Annotated in this window: 14 protein-coding genes and 1 pseudogene; 8 read left to right on the top strand and 7 right to left on the bottom strand. The window is 73.0% G+C overall.

Annotation, left to right across the window (positions count from 1 at the left end):
- Window positions 1–304: 304 nt before the first annotated feature.
- The 3 genes from ACIQUQ_RS11500 to ACIQUQ_RS11490 all read left to right on the top strand — a co-directional run bounded on the left by ACIQUQ_RS11500 (window position 305) and on the right by ACIQUQ_RS11490 (window position 2,910).
- Window positions 305–1,114 carry an SDR family NAD(P)-dependent oxidoreductase gene (locus ACIQUQ_RS11500; RefSeq protein WP_403974046.1) on the top strand — a complete coding sequence of 270 codons (810 nt, stop codon included), beginning with the start codon at window positions 305–307 and terminating at the stop codon, window positions 1,112–1,114.
- Window positions 1,115–1,118: 4 nt separating this feature from the next.
- On the top strand, window positions 1,119–1,871 hold the full coding sequence (locus ACIQUQ_RS11495) for a TSUP family transporter (RefSeq protein ID WP_403974044.1): 753 nt from the start codon (window positions 1,119–1,121) through the stop codon (window positions 1,869–1,871).
- A 61-nt stretch (window positions 1,872–1,932) separates the two neighbouring features.
- Window positions 1,933–2,910, top strand: a complete 978-nt coding sequence (locus ACIQUQ_RS11490) for a TauD/TfdA family dioxygenase (protein WP_403974042.1) — start codon at window positions 1,933–1,935, stop codon at window positions 2,908–2,910.
- A 90-nt stretch (window positions 2,911–3,000) separates the two neighbouring features.
- Here ACIQUQ_RS11490 and ACIQUQ_RS11485 read toward each other — a convergent pair whose 3' ends face one another.
- Complete coding sequence (locus tag ACIQUQ_RS11485; RefSeq protein WP_403974040.1) at window positions 3,001–3,378, bottom strand: hypothetical protein; 378 nt, start codon at window positions 3,376–3,378, stop codon at window positions 3,001–3,003.
- 159 nt (window positions 3,379–3,537) lie between these two features.
- The gene (locus tag ACIQUQ_RS11480) at window positions 3,538–4,749 is read right to left on the bottom strand and encodes a pyridoxal phosphate-dependent aminotransferase (RefSeq protein WP_403974037.1); all 1,212 of its coding nucleotides are present in this window, start codon (window positions 4,747–4,749) and stop codon (window positions 3,538–3,540) included.
- Window positions 4,750–5,038: 289 nt separating this feature from the next.
- Here ACIQUQ_RS11480 and ACIQUQ_RS11475 point away from each other — a divergent pair, with 289 nt between their 5' ends.
- Window positions 5,039–5,476, top strand: a complete 438-nt coding sequence (locus ACIQUQ_RS11475; RefSeq protein WP_403974035.1) for a MarR family winged helix-turn-helix transcriptional regulator — start codon at window positions 5,039–5,041, stop codon at window positions 5,474–5,476.
- A gap of 58 nt (window positions 5,477–5,534) precedes the next feature.
- The gene (locus tag ACIQUQ_RS11470; RefSeq protein WP_403974033.1) at window positions 5,535–6,122 is read left to right on the top strand and encodes an isochorismatase family protein; all 588 of its coding nucleotides are present in this window, start codon (window positions 5,535–5,537) and stop codon (window positions 6,120–6,122) included.
- 28 nt (window positions 6,123–6,150) lie between these two features.
- Here the strand turns inward: ACIQUQ_RS11470 and ACIQUQ_RS11465 are convergent, their stop codons facing one another.
- The 3 genes from ACIQUQ_RS11465 to ACIQUQ_RS11455 all read right to left on the bottom strand — a co-directional run bounded on the left by ACIQUQ_RS11465 (window position 6,151) and on the right by ACIQUQ_RS11455 (window position 10,156).
- A complete protein-coding gene (locus ACIQUQ_RS11465) occupies window positions 6,151–7,161 on the bottom strand; it encodes a YdcF family protein (protein WP_403974031.1) in 1,011 nt (336 codons plus the stop codon).
- A 67-nt stretch (window positions 7,162–7,228) separates the two neighbouring features.
- Window positions 7,229–8,800, bottom strand: a complete 1,572-nt coding sequence (locus ACIQUQ_RS11460) for an amidohydrolase family protein (protein ID WP_403974029.1) — start codon at window positions 8,798–8,800, stop codon at window positions 7,229–7,231.
- Between the two features lie 66 nt (window positions 8,801–8,866).
- The gene (locus ACIQUQ_RS11455) at window positions 8,867–10,156 is read right to left on the bottom strand and encodes an alanine racemase (protein WP_403974026.1); all 1,290 of its coding nucleotides are present in this window, start codon (window positions 10,154–10,156) and stop codon (window positions 8,867–8,869) included.
- 118 nt (window positions 10,157–10,274) lie between these two features.
- On the opposite strand from ACIQUQ_RS11455, the pseudogene ACIQUQ_RS11450 reads away from it, so the two are divergent.
- From ACIQUQ_RS11450 to ACIQUQ_RS11440, 3 genes and pseudogenes are all read left to right on the top strand, one after another.
- A pseudogene (locus ACIQUQ_RS11450) lies at window positions 10,275–11,138 on the top strand (sugar kinase); the annotation flags it as partial.
- A gap of 177 nt (window positions 11,139–11,315) precedes the next feature.
- Window positions 11,316–12,116, top strand: coding sequence for an IclR family transcriptional regulator (locus tag ACIQUQ_RS11445; RefSeq protein ID WP_403974512.1), 801 nt, complete (start codon window positions 11,316–11,318; stop codon window positions 12,114–12,116).
- Between the two features lie 9 nt (window positions 12,117–12,125).
- Window positions 12,126–12,536, top strand: a complete 411-nt coding sequence (locus tag ACIQUQ_RS11440) for a RidA family protein (RefSeq protein ID WP_403974024.1) — start codon at window positions 12,126–12,128, stop codon at window positions 12,534–12,536.
- A 115-nt stretch (window positions 12,537–12,651) separates the two neighbouring features.
- Here ACIQUQ_RS11440 and ACIQUQ_RS11435 read toward each other — a convergent pair whose 3' ends face one another.
- Complete coding sequence (locus ACIQUQ_RS11435; protein ID WP_403974022.1) at window positions 12,652–13,983, bottom strand: M14 family metallopeptidase; 1,332 nt, start codon at window positions 13,981–13,983, stop codon at window positions 12,652–12,654.
- Between the two features lie 158 nt (window positions 13,984–14,141).
- Complete coding sequence (locus ACIQUQ_RS11430) at window positions 14,142–15,836, bottom strand: chitinase (RefSeq protein WP_403974020.1); 1,695 nt, start codon at window positions 15,834–15,836, stop codon at window positions 14,142–14,144.
- Window positions 15,837–16,200: the final 364 nt, after the last annotated feature.

The raw sequence follows: 16,200 nt of genomic DNA, 5'->3' as shown, positions 1-16,200 counted from the left end.
GGCCCCACCGCCCCACCCCGCGCGCCGTACCCGCGCCCCGTACCGCCCGCGCCCCACGCGACCCGTGCGCCACCCGCACCGCCCGCGCCCCGCGCCGCACCACCGCTCACCGCTCACCACCCGCGCCGCCCGGACCCGTACCGGTCCGGCTGCACGGCACCCGCGCGCCATCCGCGCCGCACCACCCGCACCACCGACGGCAGTCCTGACGGCCCCACGCGCCGCAGGACCGGGCCGCCATGCCCCGGCACGCCCCACGACCGGCCGCCGGGCACGAAGGAACCGCACTCAGGAGGACACTCACTTGACCCCCACACCCACCCCCACGGACGCCGGCGCCCCCGCCCGCCGCGTCAGCGTCGTCACCGGTGCCGGCAGCGGCATCGGGGCCGCCACGGCCCGCGCCCTGGCCGCGGCCGGCCACCACGTGGTCCTGACCGGCCGCCGCGCCGAGCTCCTGGAGCGCGTGGCCAAGGAGATCCAGGCGGCCGACGGCACCGCCGCGTCCGGGGGCAGCGCCGAGGTGTACCCGCTCGACATCACCGACGCAGCCGCCGTACGCGCCTTCGCCGAACACGTCGGCCCGGTCGACGACCTGGTCAACAACGCGGGCGGAGCGGTCGGCGCCGAGAGCGTCGCCGACGCCGACCCGGCCGACTGGCGCGCGATGTACGAGGTCAACGTCCTCGGCACGCTCCGGCTGACCCAGGCCCTGCTGCCCGCCCTGGAGGCGAGCGGCCGCGGCACGGTCCTGGTGCTGTCCTCCACTGCGGCCTTCACCGCCTACGAGGGCGGCGGCGGTTACGTCGCCGCCAAGGCCGGCGCCCACGCCCTGGCCGCCACGCTCCGCCTGGAGCTGTGCGGCCGCCCGGTGCGCGTGGTCGAGATCGCCCCCGGGATGGTCAGGACCGACGAGTTCGCCGTCAACCGCTTCCGCGGCGACGAGGCCAAGGCCGCCGCCGTCTACCAGGGCGTGGCCGAGCCGCTGCTCGCCGAGGACGTGGCCGACACCGTCGTGTGGTCCCTGACCCGCCCCCCGCACGTCAACGTCGACCTGCTCGTCGTCCGTCCCCGGGCCCAGGCGGCCCAGCACAAGATTCACAGAGAGGCCTGAGCCCGTGGAGATCGGACTCCTCACCGCGGCGGCCTTCGTCGCCGGATTCATCGACTCGATCGCCGGCGGCGGCGCCCTGATCCTCGTACCGGCGGTGCTGTTCGCCGGCTACGCGCCCCAACTCGCCCTGGGCACCGAGAAGTACGTGTCCACGGTCGGCACCGTGGCCGCCCTGTGGAACTTCGCCCGCAGCAAGAAGGTCATCTGGAAGCTGGTCGGCGCGGGCGTGGTCTTCGCGCTCGTCGGCGCGTACGTCGGAGCCAAGGTCATCCTGCTCTTCGACGCCGACACCATCGGCAAGCTGATCACCTTCCTGATCCCGGTCGGACTGCTGCTGACCCTGCTGCCCAAGCGCAACAAGCACGCCGAGACCCTCGCCGAACTGCACGGCCTCACCCTGTGGCTGTGGGTGCCGCTGCTCTGCTTCGGCATCGGCTTCTACGACGGCTTCTTCGGCCCCGGCACCGGCTCCATGCTGATCCTCGGCTTCCACCTGCTGCTACGGGTGGGCCTGGTGGAGTCCTCGGCGACCGCGAAGGTCTTCAACCTCGCGTCCAACGTGGGCGCGCTCGTCGCCTTCGTCATCTCCGGCCACATCCTGTGGCTGATCGGCATCCCGATGCTGCTGGCGAACATCGCGGGCAACTGGGTCGGCAGCAAGGCCACCCTGCGCGGCGGGGCCAAGGTGGTCCGCGCCACCCTCGTCGCCTCGCTCAGCGTCCTCTTCGCCTCCCTGATCCTGCGCTACGTCGTCTGACGCGCGCCGAAAGAAAGCAGGTCCCTTCGCGGGGACACCCTCTCAAGGAGCAGATATCACCGTGCTCAGCACCGCAGTACCGCCCGTCGTCCAGCTCGCCCTCACCGACGCCGAGTCGGAGCGGGCCCACCGCAGCATCCTCGCCAACCTCCCGCCGGACGGGCTCGACCCGGACCTGGAGACCGTCATCCTCGGCCGGATCGGCGCCGAGGCCCTGATCGGCGCGCTGTCCCCGGAGGCGCTGGCCGAGGTGGCCGGCTTCCCGCGCTCCGGCTCCTGCCTGATCGTGGTGCGCAACCTGCCGCAGCAGGAGCGCTGGCCCGCCTCGCCCACCAGCGGCTGGGCCGCCGAGCGCGACCTGTCCGTGGTCAACGCCCTGCACCTGGGCATGCTCCAGCTGATGGGCATCGCGCCGTTCGCGGTCGGGTACGAGAACGCCGGGCACCTGCTGCGGAACGTCGTCCCCAACCCCGCGGCGGCCGGCACCACCAGCTCCTGGGGCGCCGACCAGGAGTTCTTCTGGCACACCGACAACCCCCACCTGGGCTTCGGAGCCCCCGGCTGCGACCCGCGCCGGTACGTGCCGCGCTTCCTGACCTTCTGCGGCATCCGCAACGAGGAGCAGGTCCCCACGGACGTCATGCCCCTGCCGTACGCGCTGGAGGCGATGGACGAGGGGCTGCGCGAGGACCTCGGCCGGGCCTGGTTCGAGGTGGCCGCGCCGGACTCGGTGCGCGCGGGGGAGGGCGGCGACCGCCAGGCGCTGCGGTCCGTCCCGCTGCTGGAGCCGGCCGGGGCCGAGGGCGGGCTGCCGCGGATCCGCTTCGACCGCGGGACCACCACGGCGGCGGTGCCGGAGGCGTTCGACGTGCTGGCGCGGTTCTCCGACGCGCTGGAGTCGGCCCCGTACGAGAGCCTGCTGCTGGGTGCCGGGGACTTCCTGGCCTTCGACAACTACCGGGTGCTGCACCGGCGCGTGGGCTTCACCCCGGCGGGCAGCGGTCGCGAGCGCTGGCTGCGCCGCTGCTACGCGGGCTGAGCGGCTGCCGCGCGGGCCCGAGCGGGCCGAGCGCGTACCGGAAGGTCGTGGCACCCGGTCCGGAGCCTCCCCGGCCCCGGACCGGGGCCGTCAGTGGGCCGCGGCCGGCTTGAGGGCGGCGGTGTGGGCGTCCATGCGCGTGGCGGCCAGGATCGCGGCGGCGGTGTCGGCACGGGACGCGGCGACGACCAGCGCGCGGGCGGCGAGGTCGTGGGCGCGGTGGTGCAGGGCCTCGGCGTCGGTGTCGGAGAGTCCGGCGTGCCGGGCCGGCGGGGTGCCCCGGAGGCGGGCCACCTGGCCCGCGATCTCCTCGGCCGCCTCGTCCAGGCCGAGCTCGTCGGTCACGGCGAGGAGGGCGGCCAGGTGCCCGGCGAGCTGGATGTCCAGCTCCTCACCGCGGCTGCGGTGGGGGTAGTCGGGGCGGCCGGGCATGCGGTGGACCGACTTGGTGCGGATCGGCTCGTACATGGGGATGGCCTCCTGGCGTGGTCAGGAGGCCATCCTACATTGGAATGGTTCTAAAGTAGAGCTGGGTCCAGGATGTGTGTCAGATGGGATCCGCGTCGGACGAGGACCCGGGCCCCGCTCCCCCTGCTGTGCGACAGGAGGTGCGGGGCCCGAAGTGCGTCACGGCTGGCCGTAGCCGTCGAGGAAGTTCCCGATCCTGGTCACCGCGTCGCCGAGGTCCTTGGCGTTCGGCAGGGTGACGATCCGGAAGTGGTCCGGCTCGGGCCAGTTGAAGCCCGTACCGTGCACGACCATGATCTTCTCGGCCCTGAGCAGGTCGAGGACCATCTGCCGGTCGTCCTTGATCTTGTAGACGGCCGGGTCCAGCCTCGGGAAGAGGTAGAGCGCACCCTTGGGCTTCACGCAGCTGATGCCCGGGATCTGCGTGAGCAGCTCGTACGCCGTGTCCCTCTGCTCCAGCAGCCGCCCGCCGGGCAGCACCAGGTCCTCGATCGACTGCCGCCCGCCCAGGGCCGTCGCCACGGCGTGCTGCGAGGGCATGTTCGCGCACAGCCGCATGTTGGCGAGGATGGTCAGGCCCTCGATGTACGAGGCCGCGTTCTTCTTCGGGCCGCAGACCGCCATCCAGCCGGCGCGGTAGCCGGCGACGCGGTAGTTCTTCGAGAGGCCGTTGAAGGTCAGGGTGAGCAGGTCCGGCGCGATGGCGGCGGTGTTGGTGTGCGTGGCGCCGTCGTACAGGATCCGGTCGTAGATCTCGTCGGAGCAGACGATCAGGTTGTGGCGGCGGGCGATGTCCGTGAGGCCGCGCAGCATCTCCTCGTCGTAGACCGCACCCGTGGGGTTGTTCGGGTTGATGATCACGATCGCGCGGGTGCGGTCGGTGACCTTGCGCTCGATGTCGGCGAGGTCCGGCATCCAGTCGGACTGCTCGTCGCAGCGGTAGTGCACGGCGGTGCCGCCGGCGAGGGAGACCGAGGCCGTCCACAGCGGGTAGTCCGGCGCCGGTACGAGCACCTCGTCGCCGTCGTCCAGCAGTGCCTGCATCGACATCTGGATCAGCTCGGAGACGCCGTTGCCGAGGTAGATGTCCTCGACGTCCAGCTCGATGCCCTTGGTCTGGTAGTGCTGCATCACGGCGCGGCGTGCCGAGAGGAGGCCCTTCGCGTCCCCGTAGCCGTGGGCGTTGCCCAGGTTGCGGAGCATGTCCTCGAGGATCTCGGGAGGGCACTCGAAACCGAACGCCGCCGGGTTTCCGGTGTTGAGCTTGAGGATGCGATGACCTGCTGCTTCAAGCCGCATCGCCTCTTCGAGCACAGGGCCCCGGATCTCGTAACAGACGTTCGCGAGCTTCGTCGACTGGATCACCTGCATACACAGGAGACTACGGGGCCGCGCGGGCGGCCCGCTGGCCCTTTTCGTCACCCGCCCGTCCGGTGATTTGTCCGATTTCCCCCTTCGTAAGGTTCCCCGGCTCCGGCCCCTTTGGATTCCTGCCCGCGGCCCGGTCCGGGCCTGTGGATCCCACCCCTCCGGTCGCCGCCCGCCGCCCGGGTGTTGCGCTCGTCACGCTGCTGCGCGCGGGGGCGTGCGGGGGGCCCTGGCGGGTCGATGTCGACAGGCAGCCTTGTCAGTTTTGCTGTTTGCCCGTTATGTTCCATCCGTGCGTCCGCTCGACCCGCAGCCAGACGAGACGGCGGAGGAGCTCCGGATCGCCGTCGCGCGGCTCGTCAGACACCTGCGGGCCGCCGCCTCCGGCAGCGGGGTCACGCTGTCCCAGACCTCCGTCCTCAAGCGGCTGGACCGCGCCGGCCCGGCCACGTCGGCCGACCTGGCCCGCGCCGAGGCCGTCCGCCCCCAGTCCCTCCTCGCGACGGTCGGCGCGCTGGAGGCCCTCGGGCTGGTGGCGCGCACCCCCCACCCCACCGACGGCCGCCGGCAGCTGGTCGGCCTCACCGACGCGGGCCGCACCTGGCTGCGCGAGCGGCACGAGGCCGGCCGCCACCGGCTCGCCGAGCTGATCGCCGAGCGGCTGGACCCGGAGGAGCGGCGCACCCTGGCGGAGGCCGTCGTACTCCTGCGGCGCCTCGCCGAAGACTGACGCACGCCCCGCGCGGTACGTACGCACCCCCGCCCCCCCCCGACGCCATGGAGCCCACATGACCGAGCTGAAGAACCTCGCCGACCGGACCGCGCTCGTGCTGGTCGACCTCCAGCAGGGCATCCTCGCCCGCGAGACCGCCCGCCCCAGCGGCGAGGTGCTGGCCCGCGGCATCCGGCTCGCCGGGGCCTTCCGCGCCCGCGGGCTGCCCGTGGTGCTGGTGAAGGTGGCCTTCCACCCCGACGGCGGTGACCTGCCCGTCGACGACACGGACGCACGGAACTTCCCGCCCGTCGCGCCCCCGCCGGAGTTCTCCGTCCTCCCCGCGGAGCTGACCGGCGGCCCCGGCACCGAGAACGACATCGTGGTCACCAAGCGCCACTGGGGCGCCTTCACCGGAACCGAGCTGGACCTCCAGCTCCGCCGCCGGGGCGTCGACCGGATCGTGCTCGCCGGCATCTCCACCTCGATCGGCGTGGAGTCCACCGCGCGCAGCGCCTGGGAGCTGGGCTACCGGCTGGTCTTCGCCGAGGACGCGACCACCGACCTGGACGCCGCCTCCCACGCGCACACCTTCACGAAGATCTTCCCCCGCATCGGCCGGGTCGCCGCCACGGACGCGATCGTCGACGCCCTGGGCGCGTGAGGCGCCCGGGGGACGGTCCCGGAGGGCGTCAGAGGGCGTTGGCCGTGGCCAGCGCCCCGAAGGCGACGATCAGGGCGCTGATGGTGAGGTTGACGGCCCGGTGCTCCCAGAAGACCGCCACGAACTCGCGGATGGTGGCGCTCGGCCAGAAGTAGCGGGCCGTCGGGGACCCCAGCACCTGACCGTTGACCCCCGCCCGACGGGCCGTCATGGCGGCCCGGAAGGCGTGGAAGTTGTTGGTGACGACCACGCAGCGGTACGTCGGGTCCTCCGCCCGCATCAGCTCCCGGCTGAACCGCATGTTCTCGTCCGTCGTGCGGGACCGGTCCTCCGTCCGCAGGTGCTCCTCCGGCACGCCCCGCTCCCGCAGCCAGCCGGCCATCGCCCGCGCCTCCGGCAGCTTCTCGTCCGGCCCCTGCCCGCCCGAGGTCAGCAGCAGCGGCGCCGGCCCGCCGCGGGCCACCTGGGCGGCGTAGATCTCGCGCCCCTTCTCCAGCCGCGAGGCCAGCAGCGGCGGGACGCGCTCGCCGCCGGTCAGCCCGGAGCCCAGCATCACCACGAAGTCCACGTCGCCGCGCACCCGGATCCGGCCGTAGAGGTAGGCGTACCCGAGGAAGCACAGGAAGATGAACGAGACGTAGGCGACCAGCATCACCAGCGTGCCGACGATCCCGTCCAGCACCGGCGACCCCTCCGTGCCGACGGCCACCAGCAGCCCGATCATGCAGAAGATGCCCACGCCCGCCATCAGGGACAGCAGGTTGGCCGGACTGCGGCCCTCCTTGCGGACCATCGTCATCCCGTTGGCGACCAGGAAGACGCCGAGCGCGACCGTGCCGAGCGCGGGCACGGCGAAGACGGTCAGCAGGATGATCTCCGCCGCGACGTACGGGAGGTGGCGGATCTGGGCCAGCAGCGCCAGGGACAGCGTGATGAAGGTCAGGCCGAGCAGCACCGCGTTGCGGAAGCGGCGCCGGTCCTCGCGGACGCTCAGGCAGAAAGCGGCGAAAAGCAGGACAGCGGGGACGAAGGCGAGCATGCCGCCATCGTAGGCCGCACACGTTCGATTACGCGGGGTTCCCGGTGATCCGCCCGGGGCGCCCGGATCAGTCCCCGCGCCGGACCGCGCGCCCCGCCAGCACGTCCGTCCGCCGCCCGTCCCGCACCGTGAAGCGCCCGTCGACCAGCACGTACGGGATCCCGGCCGGCGGGGTCCGCGGCGCGGCGAAGGTCGCGCCCGCCGCCACCGTCTCCGGGTCGAACAGCACCAGGTCCGCCCGGTACCCCTCGCGGACCAGTCCCCGGTCGGACAGGCGCAGCCGGGCCGCCGGGCGGCCGGCGAGGTGCGCCACGCACTCCTCCAGCGAGAGCACGCCGAGTTCGCGCACGTACCGGCCCAGGTAGTGCGGGAAGGTCCCGTGGGCGCGGGGGTGCGGCTTGGCGCCCTGGAGGATGCCGTCGGAGCCTCCGGTGTGTGCGCGGTGGCGCATGATGGCCCGTACGTTCTCCTCGTGGCCCACGTGCTGGAGCACGGTCGGCCCCAGCCGGTCGCCGAGCAGCAGCCGCCGGGCCGTCTCCCAGCCGTCCAGGCGCCGCCCCACGTACCCGGCCAGCACCGGGTCCGACACCCCGGAGACCTCGACCGACGACCAGTCCACCGGCACCCCGTGGCACCCGTCCGAGCCCTCCACCTCCATGGCGTGCCGGATCCGCGCCGCGGTCGCGTCGTCCCGCAGCCGCGCCAGCACCGCCTCCGGGCCGCCCTCGTTCGCCCAGCCCGGCAGCAGCGCCACCAGGGTCGTGCAGCCCGGGGTGTAGGGATAGGTGTCCAGCGTGAGGTCGGCGCCGGCGGCCAGGGCCCGGTCCAGCAGGGCGAGCAACTCGCCCGCCCGGCCCGCGTTCTCGGCGAAGTTCATGGTGGCGTGCGCCAGGTGCAGGGCGCAGCCCGCCTCCTGCGCGAGCGCCACCATCTCCTCGTACGCCGCCAGTGCGCCGCGCCCGTACGAGCGGTGGTGCGGGCAGTAGTAGCCGCCGTACTCCGCCACCACCCGGCACAGCTCGGTCAGTTCGGCGCCGTCCGCGTACATGCCCGGCGTGTAGGTCAGGCCCGAGGACATGCCGACCGCGCCCTCCGCCAGGCCCTGGGCGACGAGTCCGCGCATCCGGTCCAGCTCGTCCGGGCGGGCCGGCCGGTCGCCCCAGCCCATCACGTACGCGCGGACGGTGCCCTGCGGCACCAGGTAGGCGGCGTTCACGGCGATGCCCTCGCCGCCGAAGCCCCGGTCGAGGCGGTCGAGGTACCCCGCGACGGTCCGCCAGTCGAAGTCGACGTCCGAACCGTCGCCGTTCCAGCCGGTGATGGCCCCGCGCACCTCGCCCAGGGTGCGGTCGTCCACCGGCGCGTACGACAGGCCGTCCTGGCCCAGCACCTCCAGGGTCACGCCCTGGAGGGCCTTGGCGCCGTGGTCGGGGTCGCGGAGCAGGGCCAGGTCGCTGTGCGCGTGCATGTCGACGAAGCCCGGGGCCAGGGCGAGCCCGTGGCCGTCGAGGGTCTGCCGCCCGCCGCCGGGGATCCGGCCGATCGCGGCGATCCGCCCCTCGTGCACGCCGACGTCGGCGGTGTACGAGGGGCCGCCGCTGCCGTCGACGACGCGGACTCCGCGCACCACCAGGTCCACGGCGGGGGCTCCTTCGCTCGGGGCGGTCGAGGCGGTCGGGCTCAGGGGTGGGGCCCGGGGCGGGGCTCAGAAGAAGGTGCGGACGAATTCGGTGACCGTGCCGTCGTCCGCCACCACCGGGATCAGCGGCCACTTCTCGAAGATCGTGCACGGGTGGGCCATCCCCAGCCCGACCCAGTCGCCGACCTCCAGGTCCTCTTCCGCGGCCGTCTCCAGCCAGGCGTGCTGGTCCGACAGCTTGACCACGGCCGTCCCTTCGGGCGCGGGCCGCTCGACCCCGTCGCGGGCCCCGCGCACCGCTTCGACCACCGGGAGCCCGAGGTCGTACGCGATGTCGCGCTTGCCGGCGTTGACGAAGGCCTGGGTGGGCGTGGGCCGGGAGACGACCTGGGTCCACAGCCGGAACGCGGGCAGCAGGCCACCCTCCTCCGGGACGCGGTTGAAGGGGGTCAGCCCCTCGTACCAGCCCCGGTCGTGGGAGACGTACGCGCCGGAGCGCAGCAGCCGCAGCACCGGCAGGGACAGCTCCGGCACCTCCGCGAACACCTCGGCGACGGCGTCGAACCACTCGCTGCCGCCCGCGCTGACGACGATCTCCGCCAGCCCGGTCCCGGCGAACCGGCCCGCCTTGTCGAACTCGGCGGCCAGCCCGGTCAGCCGGCGCAGCCAGGCCCGCACGCTGCCGGCGTCGGCGCCGGGCATGGTGGCCTCGTACCCGGCCACGCCCACCAGACGCAGGGTGTCCGCGGCGGCGACCGCGTCCGCGACGGCCGTGCAGTCGGCCTCGGTACGGGCGCCCGTGCGGCCCTCGTCCCCGGCGCCCAGCTCTACCACGACGTCGACCGGCCGGCCCGCGCCGGCCGCCCGCAGCGCCGCGTCCATCAGCTCGACGCCGCGCACGGAGTCGACGTAGCAGACGAAGCGGAAGTCCGGGTCGGCGTCGAGCTCGCGGGCCACCCAGGCCAGGGCGGCCGCGTCGACCAGCTCGTTGGCCAGGAAGATCCGCCGGATGCCGAACGCGCGGTAGACCCGGGCCTGGTGGGGCATGGCGGCGGTGATGCCCCAGGCGCCGTGGTCCAGCTGGCGCTCGAACAGCTGCGGGGCCATGCAGGTCTTGCCGTGCGGGGCGAAGGCCAGGCCGTGCCGGGCCGCGTACGTCCCGAGCGCGGTGAGGTTGTGCTCCAGGGCCGTGGCCGAGAGCGTCAGGACGGGCGTGGTGAACCCGCCGGTGTAGAGGTCGCGGTGCTGGGCGGCGAGCTCGCCGACGGTGAGCCCGGCGGCCTCCGCGTCCGGGGGCAGCCCCTTGAAACGGTGGTCGACGGTCTCCTGTGCGAGTCGCCGCACGCGGTCCTCCATGCCCAGCCTCCAACTGCCGTACGGGTGTTGCGTATGTTGCAACGGTCGTTGCGGTGCTCGCTCCACGCTGTCTAGCATCCGGGTGGAGCGCTGGTCAACGAGCCTAGGCGGGTGACGGATGGATCTGGTCGCGGTGGGCGAGTCGATGGTCGCCCTGCGGCCCGCCGCCCCCGGCGCGGGACTCGCTGACGCCGACACCTTCGTACGGACCGCCGGCGGGGCCGAGTCGAACGTCGCCTGCGCCCTCGCCGCCGCCGGACACCGCACCCGCTGGCTCAGCCGGGTCGGCGACGACGCCTTCGGCCGGTACGTCACCGCCGGCGTGGCCGCGTACGGGGTGGACGTCTCCGGAGTCGTACGCGACCCCGCGCGCCCCACCGGGATCTACTTCCGCACCGCCGCCGACCGGGCCGGCGGAGCGGACGGCGTCGCCTACTACCGGGCCGGCTCGGCAGCCTCCGCTATGGCCCCCGGCTGCTTCGACCCCGCCCTGCTGGCCGCCCGCGTCCTGCACCTCACCGGCATCACCGCCGCCCTCTCCGACGGCTGCGCCGACCTGCTGCTCGCCCTCACCGGGGCGCCCCGCGCCTCCCTGGTCTCCTTCGACCTCAACCACCGCCCCGCCCTCCGCCAGGACCCGGCCCTGCTGCTGACCCTGGCCCGCCGGGCCGGCCTGGTCTTCGCGGGCGCCGACGAGGCCGCCGCCCTCTGGGGCACCACCGGCCCCGCCGCGCTGCGCGCCCTGCTGCCCGAGCCCGCGCAGCTGGTGGTCAAGGACGGGGCGCGCGGGGCCACCCTGTTCACCCGGGAGGCCGGCACCGGCGACACCGAGGTCTTCGTGCCCGCCCCGCGCGTGGACGTGGTGGCCGCCACCGGTGCCGGCGACGGGTTTGCGGCCGGCTACCTCGCGGGGGTACTCAGGGGGCTGCGCCCCGGGGAGCGGCTGCGCCTGGCACACCGGTTCGCCGGGGCCGCCCTCGCCACACCGGGCGACGTGCCACCGCCGGGGGCGACCACCCCGACCCCGGCAACGGCGCCGGCAGCGGCCCCGGCAGCGGCCCCGGCAACGACGCCGGCCCGGGACACGGCCCCGCCGGCACCCCCCGGCAGCGGCCCCGGCCACACCCCCGGCCACCACCCCACCAGCGGAGGACACCCCATGAGCCAGACCGTCGACCGGGCCCTCGGCATCCTGCCACTGCTCGCGAAGGGCCCCGCCGACCTCGGCACCGTCGCCGCCGCGCTGGACGTCCACAAGTCCACCGCCCTGCGCCTGCTGCGCACCCTGCACGAGCACCGCTTCGTCCACCGCCAGCAGGACGGCCGCTACCGCCTCGGCGCCCGCCTCTTCGCGCTCGCCGCACAGGCCGTGGAGAACCTCGACGTGCGCGAGATCGCCCACCCGCACCTCGCCGAGCTCAACGAGCGCACCGGCCACACCGTCCACCTCGCCGTCCACCAGGACAACGAGGTGCTCTACATCGACAAGATCGACAGCCGCTACCCGGTCCGGATGTACAGCCGCATCGGCAAGCCCGTCGCCATCACCGTCGCCGCCGTCGCCAAGCTGCTCCTCGCCGACCTGCCCCTCCCGGAGCGCACCGCGCTCGCCGAGCGCCTGGACTACCCCGCCTACACGCCGCGTTCGACGCCGGACGCCCGGGCCTTCCTGGCCGAGCTGGCCACCGTACGGGACCAGGGCTGGGCCACGGACCTGGGCGGGCACGAGGAGTCCATCAACTGCGTGGCCGCACCGGTGCGCGACTACGCGGGCCGGGTCGTCGCCGCGCTCTCGCTCTCCGCCCCCAACGTCGTCGTCAGCGCCGAAGGGCTGCTCGCGCTGCTGCCCGAGGTGCGCCGCACCGCCGAGTCGGTGGGCCACGACTATGCAGGAACCGACAGCACGGACCGCAGCGACAGCACGGACCGCAGCCCCAGCACGGACCGCACCCACAGCTAAGGAATCGACGTGACCGAGAAGACCGCCGTCACCCCGCCCACCCACACCGCCCCGCCCGCGGCCTTCTCGCACGGCGTGCGCAAGGGCAACATCCTCCAGGTCGCCGGGCAGGTCGGTTTCCTCCCGGCCGTGGAGGGCCGGCCGCCCACGGTCGCCGGGCCCACCCTGCGCGAGCAGACCCTCCAGACCCTGGAGAACGTCCGCTCGGTGCTGGAGGCGGGCGGCGCCAGCTGGGACGACGTGATGATGATCCGCGTCTACCTCACCGACACCGGCCACTTCGCCGAGATGAACGAGATCTACAACGCGTACTTCGAGGAGCAGGCCCTCAAGCAGGCCCCGGCCGCCCGCACCACCGTCTACGTCGGCCTCCCGGCCGGCCTGCTCATCGAGATCGACGCCCTGGCCGTCCTCGGCTGACGACCCCTCCGTCCGTCCGTCCGTCCGGCCGGCCGGCCCGCCCGCCCGTCCGTCCGGGACACGGGAAAGGGGCGCCCCCCTGGCGGTGGGGCGCCCCCTGGTCACGCGGCGCGCGTCAGACGCAGTACGTCGACTCCTTGCCGATGGACCGGTACATGCAGTCCGCGTTCTCCAGCAGCTGGAGCACCGCGTCCTTGTTCCGGCTCGTCTCGCGCTCGATCACCTCGTCGGGCGGGTAGAAGCCGCCCTCCCAGGAGGTCTCCGGGTACATCTCGAAGGTGTAGCCGAAGATCTTGTGCGCCCCCCACAGCCAGTCGTCGATGGACCCGTCCGTGATGTAGAGGTCGCTCGACTGCTCGGGGGTGTAGCCGTTGCTGGCCGCCATCTTGCCGCCGACGGTCGCGAAGGCCTTCTGGTCGTCGACGGTCAGCCCGGCCGCCGTGTCCGCCGTGGTCCAGCCGTACGGCCACAGCACCAGCTCGCTGTACGTGTGGAAGTCGATCGCGGCCTTGATCTGCTGCTTGCCGCCGACCACCCGGCTGCGCACGAAGTCCGAGACCACCTTCACCTCGGGCGCCGACTCGGGCGCGGCACCGCGGTAGGTCTCGGAGGACTTGCTGCCGCTGGAGCCGCCGCAGCAGCCCCACTTGTAGTTCCAGTTGCGGTTCTCGTCCGTGCCGACGTACGAGGAGCCGGAGTTGGGCTGGCGGTTCTTGCGCCACGAGCGGTACGAGCCGGTGGCGATGTCGTACTCGCCGCCGTCGGGGTTGAGGTCCGGGACGATCCAGATCTCGCGCTCGTTGACCATCTTGGTGATGCGGGCGTCGGAGCCGTACCCGGCGCCGAACTCGCGGAGCAGGTAGAGCGCCATTTCGACGGTCAGGTGCTCGCGGGCGTGCTGGTGGTGCGTGAAGAGCACCTCGGGCTCGGCCTCGTCGGTGCCGACGTTGTCGCTGATCTTGATCGCGATCAGGTCGCGGCCCTGGTACGACTTCCCGATCACCCGCTTGCTCATGATGGACGGGTACGCGGCGAGCCGGGTGTCGATCTCCGCGTTCATCTCGGCGTAGTTGTGGTACCGGGAGTCGGCCGAGGGGAAGTCCATCGGGGTGGCCGCGACGCCGGGGGCGTTGCGGTTCGCCGGCCCGGGCAGCGCCTGGAGGCGGTAGCCCATCGAGCGCAGTTTCTTCGCCTGCATCGGGTCGGCGCTGACGACGACCGTGTGGTCGCCGACCTCGTCGATCGACACACCCGTCCGGGCCACCGCGGTCCGGTCGGCGGGCGTCGAGGGGCCGTGGATCTCGTACTGGACGATCGCCTCGTCCTGCGTCGCCGTCGACGGAACGGGAGCGGGCGAGGCGTTGGCGCTGACACCGACGGCGGGTGCGCCGAGGGCGAGCGCGAGAAGGGCCGCGAGGGTGGCGGCCTTTCTGGGGCGTAGCCGCATTGAGGTCTCCTGGGGTCGGAGGTGTGGGGGTGGCTCCGTGCGGACGCGCACAGCGTGCGCTCATGACATGACCCGGTCAAGAGCCGGACTTCGGCCAAATCCGCACCCGTCCGCTAGACGTACACCCCCACACCCCTCACTCAGGGCACGGCACTCCCTCAGGGGAGGGCGTGGACCTTCGGGCCCACCGCATTGGACCAGGCGCTGCCGGCCTTGGCGTCCCAGTTCGTGGACCAGGTCATGGCTCCGCGCAGGCCCGGGTAGGTCTTCGAGGGCTTGAAGGAGCCGCAGTTCGTGCCGCGGGCCAGGCAGTCCAGGGCGTTGTTGACGACCGCCGGGGAGACGTAGCCGCTGCCAGCGCCGCTGGTGGAGGCGGGCAGGCCCAGTCCGACCTGCGAGGCGTCGAGGCCGCCCTCCAGCTGGATGCAGGCCAGGGCGGTGAGGAAGTCCACCGAGCCCTGCGAGTACACCTTGCCGTCGCAGCCGAGCATCGCGCCGCTGTTGTAGTACTGCATGTTGACGACGGTGAGGATGTCCTTCACGTTCAGCGCTGTCCTGAAGTAGGCGTTCGACGTCGACTGCATGTCGATCGTCTGCGGAGCCATCGTCAGGACCAGTCCCGGGCCCGCCTTCTGCGAGAGGGACCGGAGCGCCTGGGTCATGTAGGTGGCGTTGAGGCCGTTCTCCAGGTCGATGTCGATGCCGGAGAAGCCGTACTCCTGCATCAGGGCGTACGCGGAGTCGGCGAGGGCGTTGGCCGAGGCCGAGTCGTTGACGGTGATCGTGCCCTTCTCGCCGCCGATGGAGAGGATCACCGACTTGCCGGCCGCCTTCTTCGCCGCGATGTCGGCCTTGAACTGCGCCACCGTGTAGCCGCCGAGTCCGGCCGAGTCGAGGTTGAAGGTGATGGCGCCGGGCGTGGCGGTGGCGTCGGCGAAGGAGACCGCGATGATGTCGTACTGCGCGGAGACGTCGGAGATCCGCTGGACGGTCGCGCCGTTGTTGAAGTTCTGCCAGTAGCCGGTCAGGGCGTGCTTGGGCACGGACGGGTTCGGGTTGGTCCCGCCGCTGGTGGTCGTGGCGCTCACGGCGGGCGACTTCGGGCCCTCGCCGGCCGCGTTGTACGCGCTCACGGCGAAGGAGTACGTGGTCGACGCGGCCAGTCCGGTGACGGTGGTGCCCGTGGCTCCGGTGACCGTCTTCACCCGCCGGCCGTCCTGGTAGACGTAGTAGCCGCCGGCCCCGCCCACCGCGTTCCACGTGAGGTTCACGGAGGAGGCGGTGGGGCCGCCTGAGGTCAGGCCGCCGGGTGCGCCGGGTACGGAGGGGCCGGGGTCGGTGCCCCCGCCGCCGTCCGGGCCGAAGACGCTGAACTCGTCCGCGAGGTAGGCCGGCTGGCCGTACCAGCCGTGCGTGTAGACGGTCACCTGGGTGGTGTTGGCGCCGGTGGTGAAGGTGGTGGAGAGCTTCTGCCAGGCGCCGGTGCCGCCGGGCGTCCAGGTGGAGACGTCCGAGGTGCCGGTGCCGGTCGCGCCCAGGTAGACGTACGAGCCCTGCACCCAGGTGCTCAGCGTGTACGTCGAGCCCGGCTTGACGGTGACGGTCTGCGCGCAGCGGGCGTTGTCCTGGCCCGAGGGGGTGGCCTTGAGCGCCGCGGTGCCGGTGTGGACGGGGGAGGAGACGGTGGTGCCGCTGCCGGCGGAGCAGGTCCAGTCGGCGAGGCCGTTCTCGTAGCCGCCGTTGCGGGCGACGTTGACGTCGGCCGCCAGGGCCGTGCCGGCGGCCAGGGCGGTGAGGCCCGTGGCCGTCAGGACGACGGCGGAGAGCAGGGAAAGGGAGCGTATGCGGTTCACGAAGGCTCCGTGGGGGGAGTGTTGGCGGTGGTGGGGGCGCCCGCCATCAAGTTGGTCCAGACCAATCGTCCTGTCAAGGGTCTGGCCGCCATTGCCCCGCAAGGGGAGGCGCTGACCGGGTTTGATCATGTGTTGGCATAGGTAAATCGGCCAGTGACCGAATTCCTGCGCTCCCGTCACATTTCTTTTCGGGTCCCGGGGTAGAACTGCGGGATCGCCCTCCGCACCCTCTTGTCCCGGTTTTCAGCCAACTGTGACCCGTCGTCAGCCCACGGGAAAGAACAAGGCCCTGCCCCGGCAGGTATGACGCGGATAAGGTGCTGGAGCAGGAGGGACGAGCAGTGATCATTTGCGGTCGCGCAGC

The sequence above is a fragment of the Streptomyces sp. NPDC101118 genome (assembly GCF_044759445.1).
In the GTDB taxonomy this organism is placed as follows: domain Bacteria; phylum Actinomycetota; class Actinomycetes; order Streptomycetales; family Streptomycetaceae; genus Streptomyces.
This window is presented reverse-complemented; position numbering and strand designations above follow the sequence as displayed.

Coding starts and splice junctions, on each gene's coding strand:
- ACIQUQ_RS11485 (WP_403974040.1), bottom strand. CDS start 3,378: ATGTACGAGCCGATCCGCACCAAGTCGGTCCACCGCATGCCCGGCCGC.
- ACIQUQ_RS11480 (WP_403974037.1), bottom strand. CDS start 4,749: ATGCAGGTGATCCAGTCGACGAAGCTCGCGAACGTCTGTTACGAGATC.
- ACIQUQ_RS11470 (WP_403974033.1), top strand. CDS start 5,535: ATGACCGAGCTGAAGAACCTCGCCGACCGGACCGCGCTCGTGCTGGTC.
- ACIQUQ_RS11465 (WP_403974031.1), bottom strand. CDS start 7,161: ATGCTCGCCTTCGTCCCCGCTGTCCTGCTTTTCGCCGCTTTCTGCCTG.
- ACIQUQ_RS11455 (WP_403974026.1), bottom strand. CDS start 10,156: ATGGAGGACCGCGTGCGGCGACTCGCACAGGAGACCGTCGACCACCGT.
- ACIQUQ_RS11445 (WP_403974512.1), top strand. CDS start 11,316: ATGAGCCAGACCGTCGACCGGGCCCTCGGCATCCTGCCACTGCTCGCG.
- ACIQUQ_RS11435 (WP_403974022.1), bottom strand. CDS start 13,983: ATGCGGCTACGCCCCAGAAAGGCCGCCACCCTCGCGGCCCTTCTCGCG.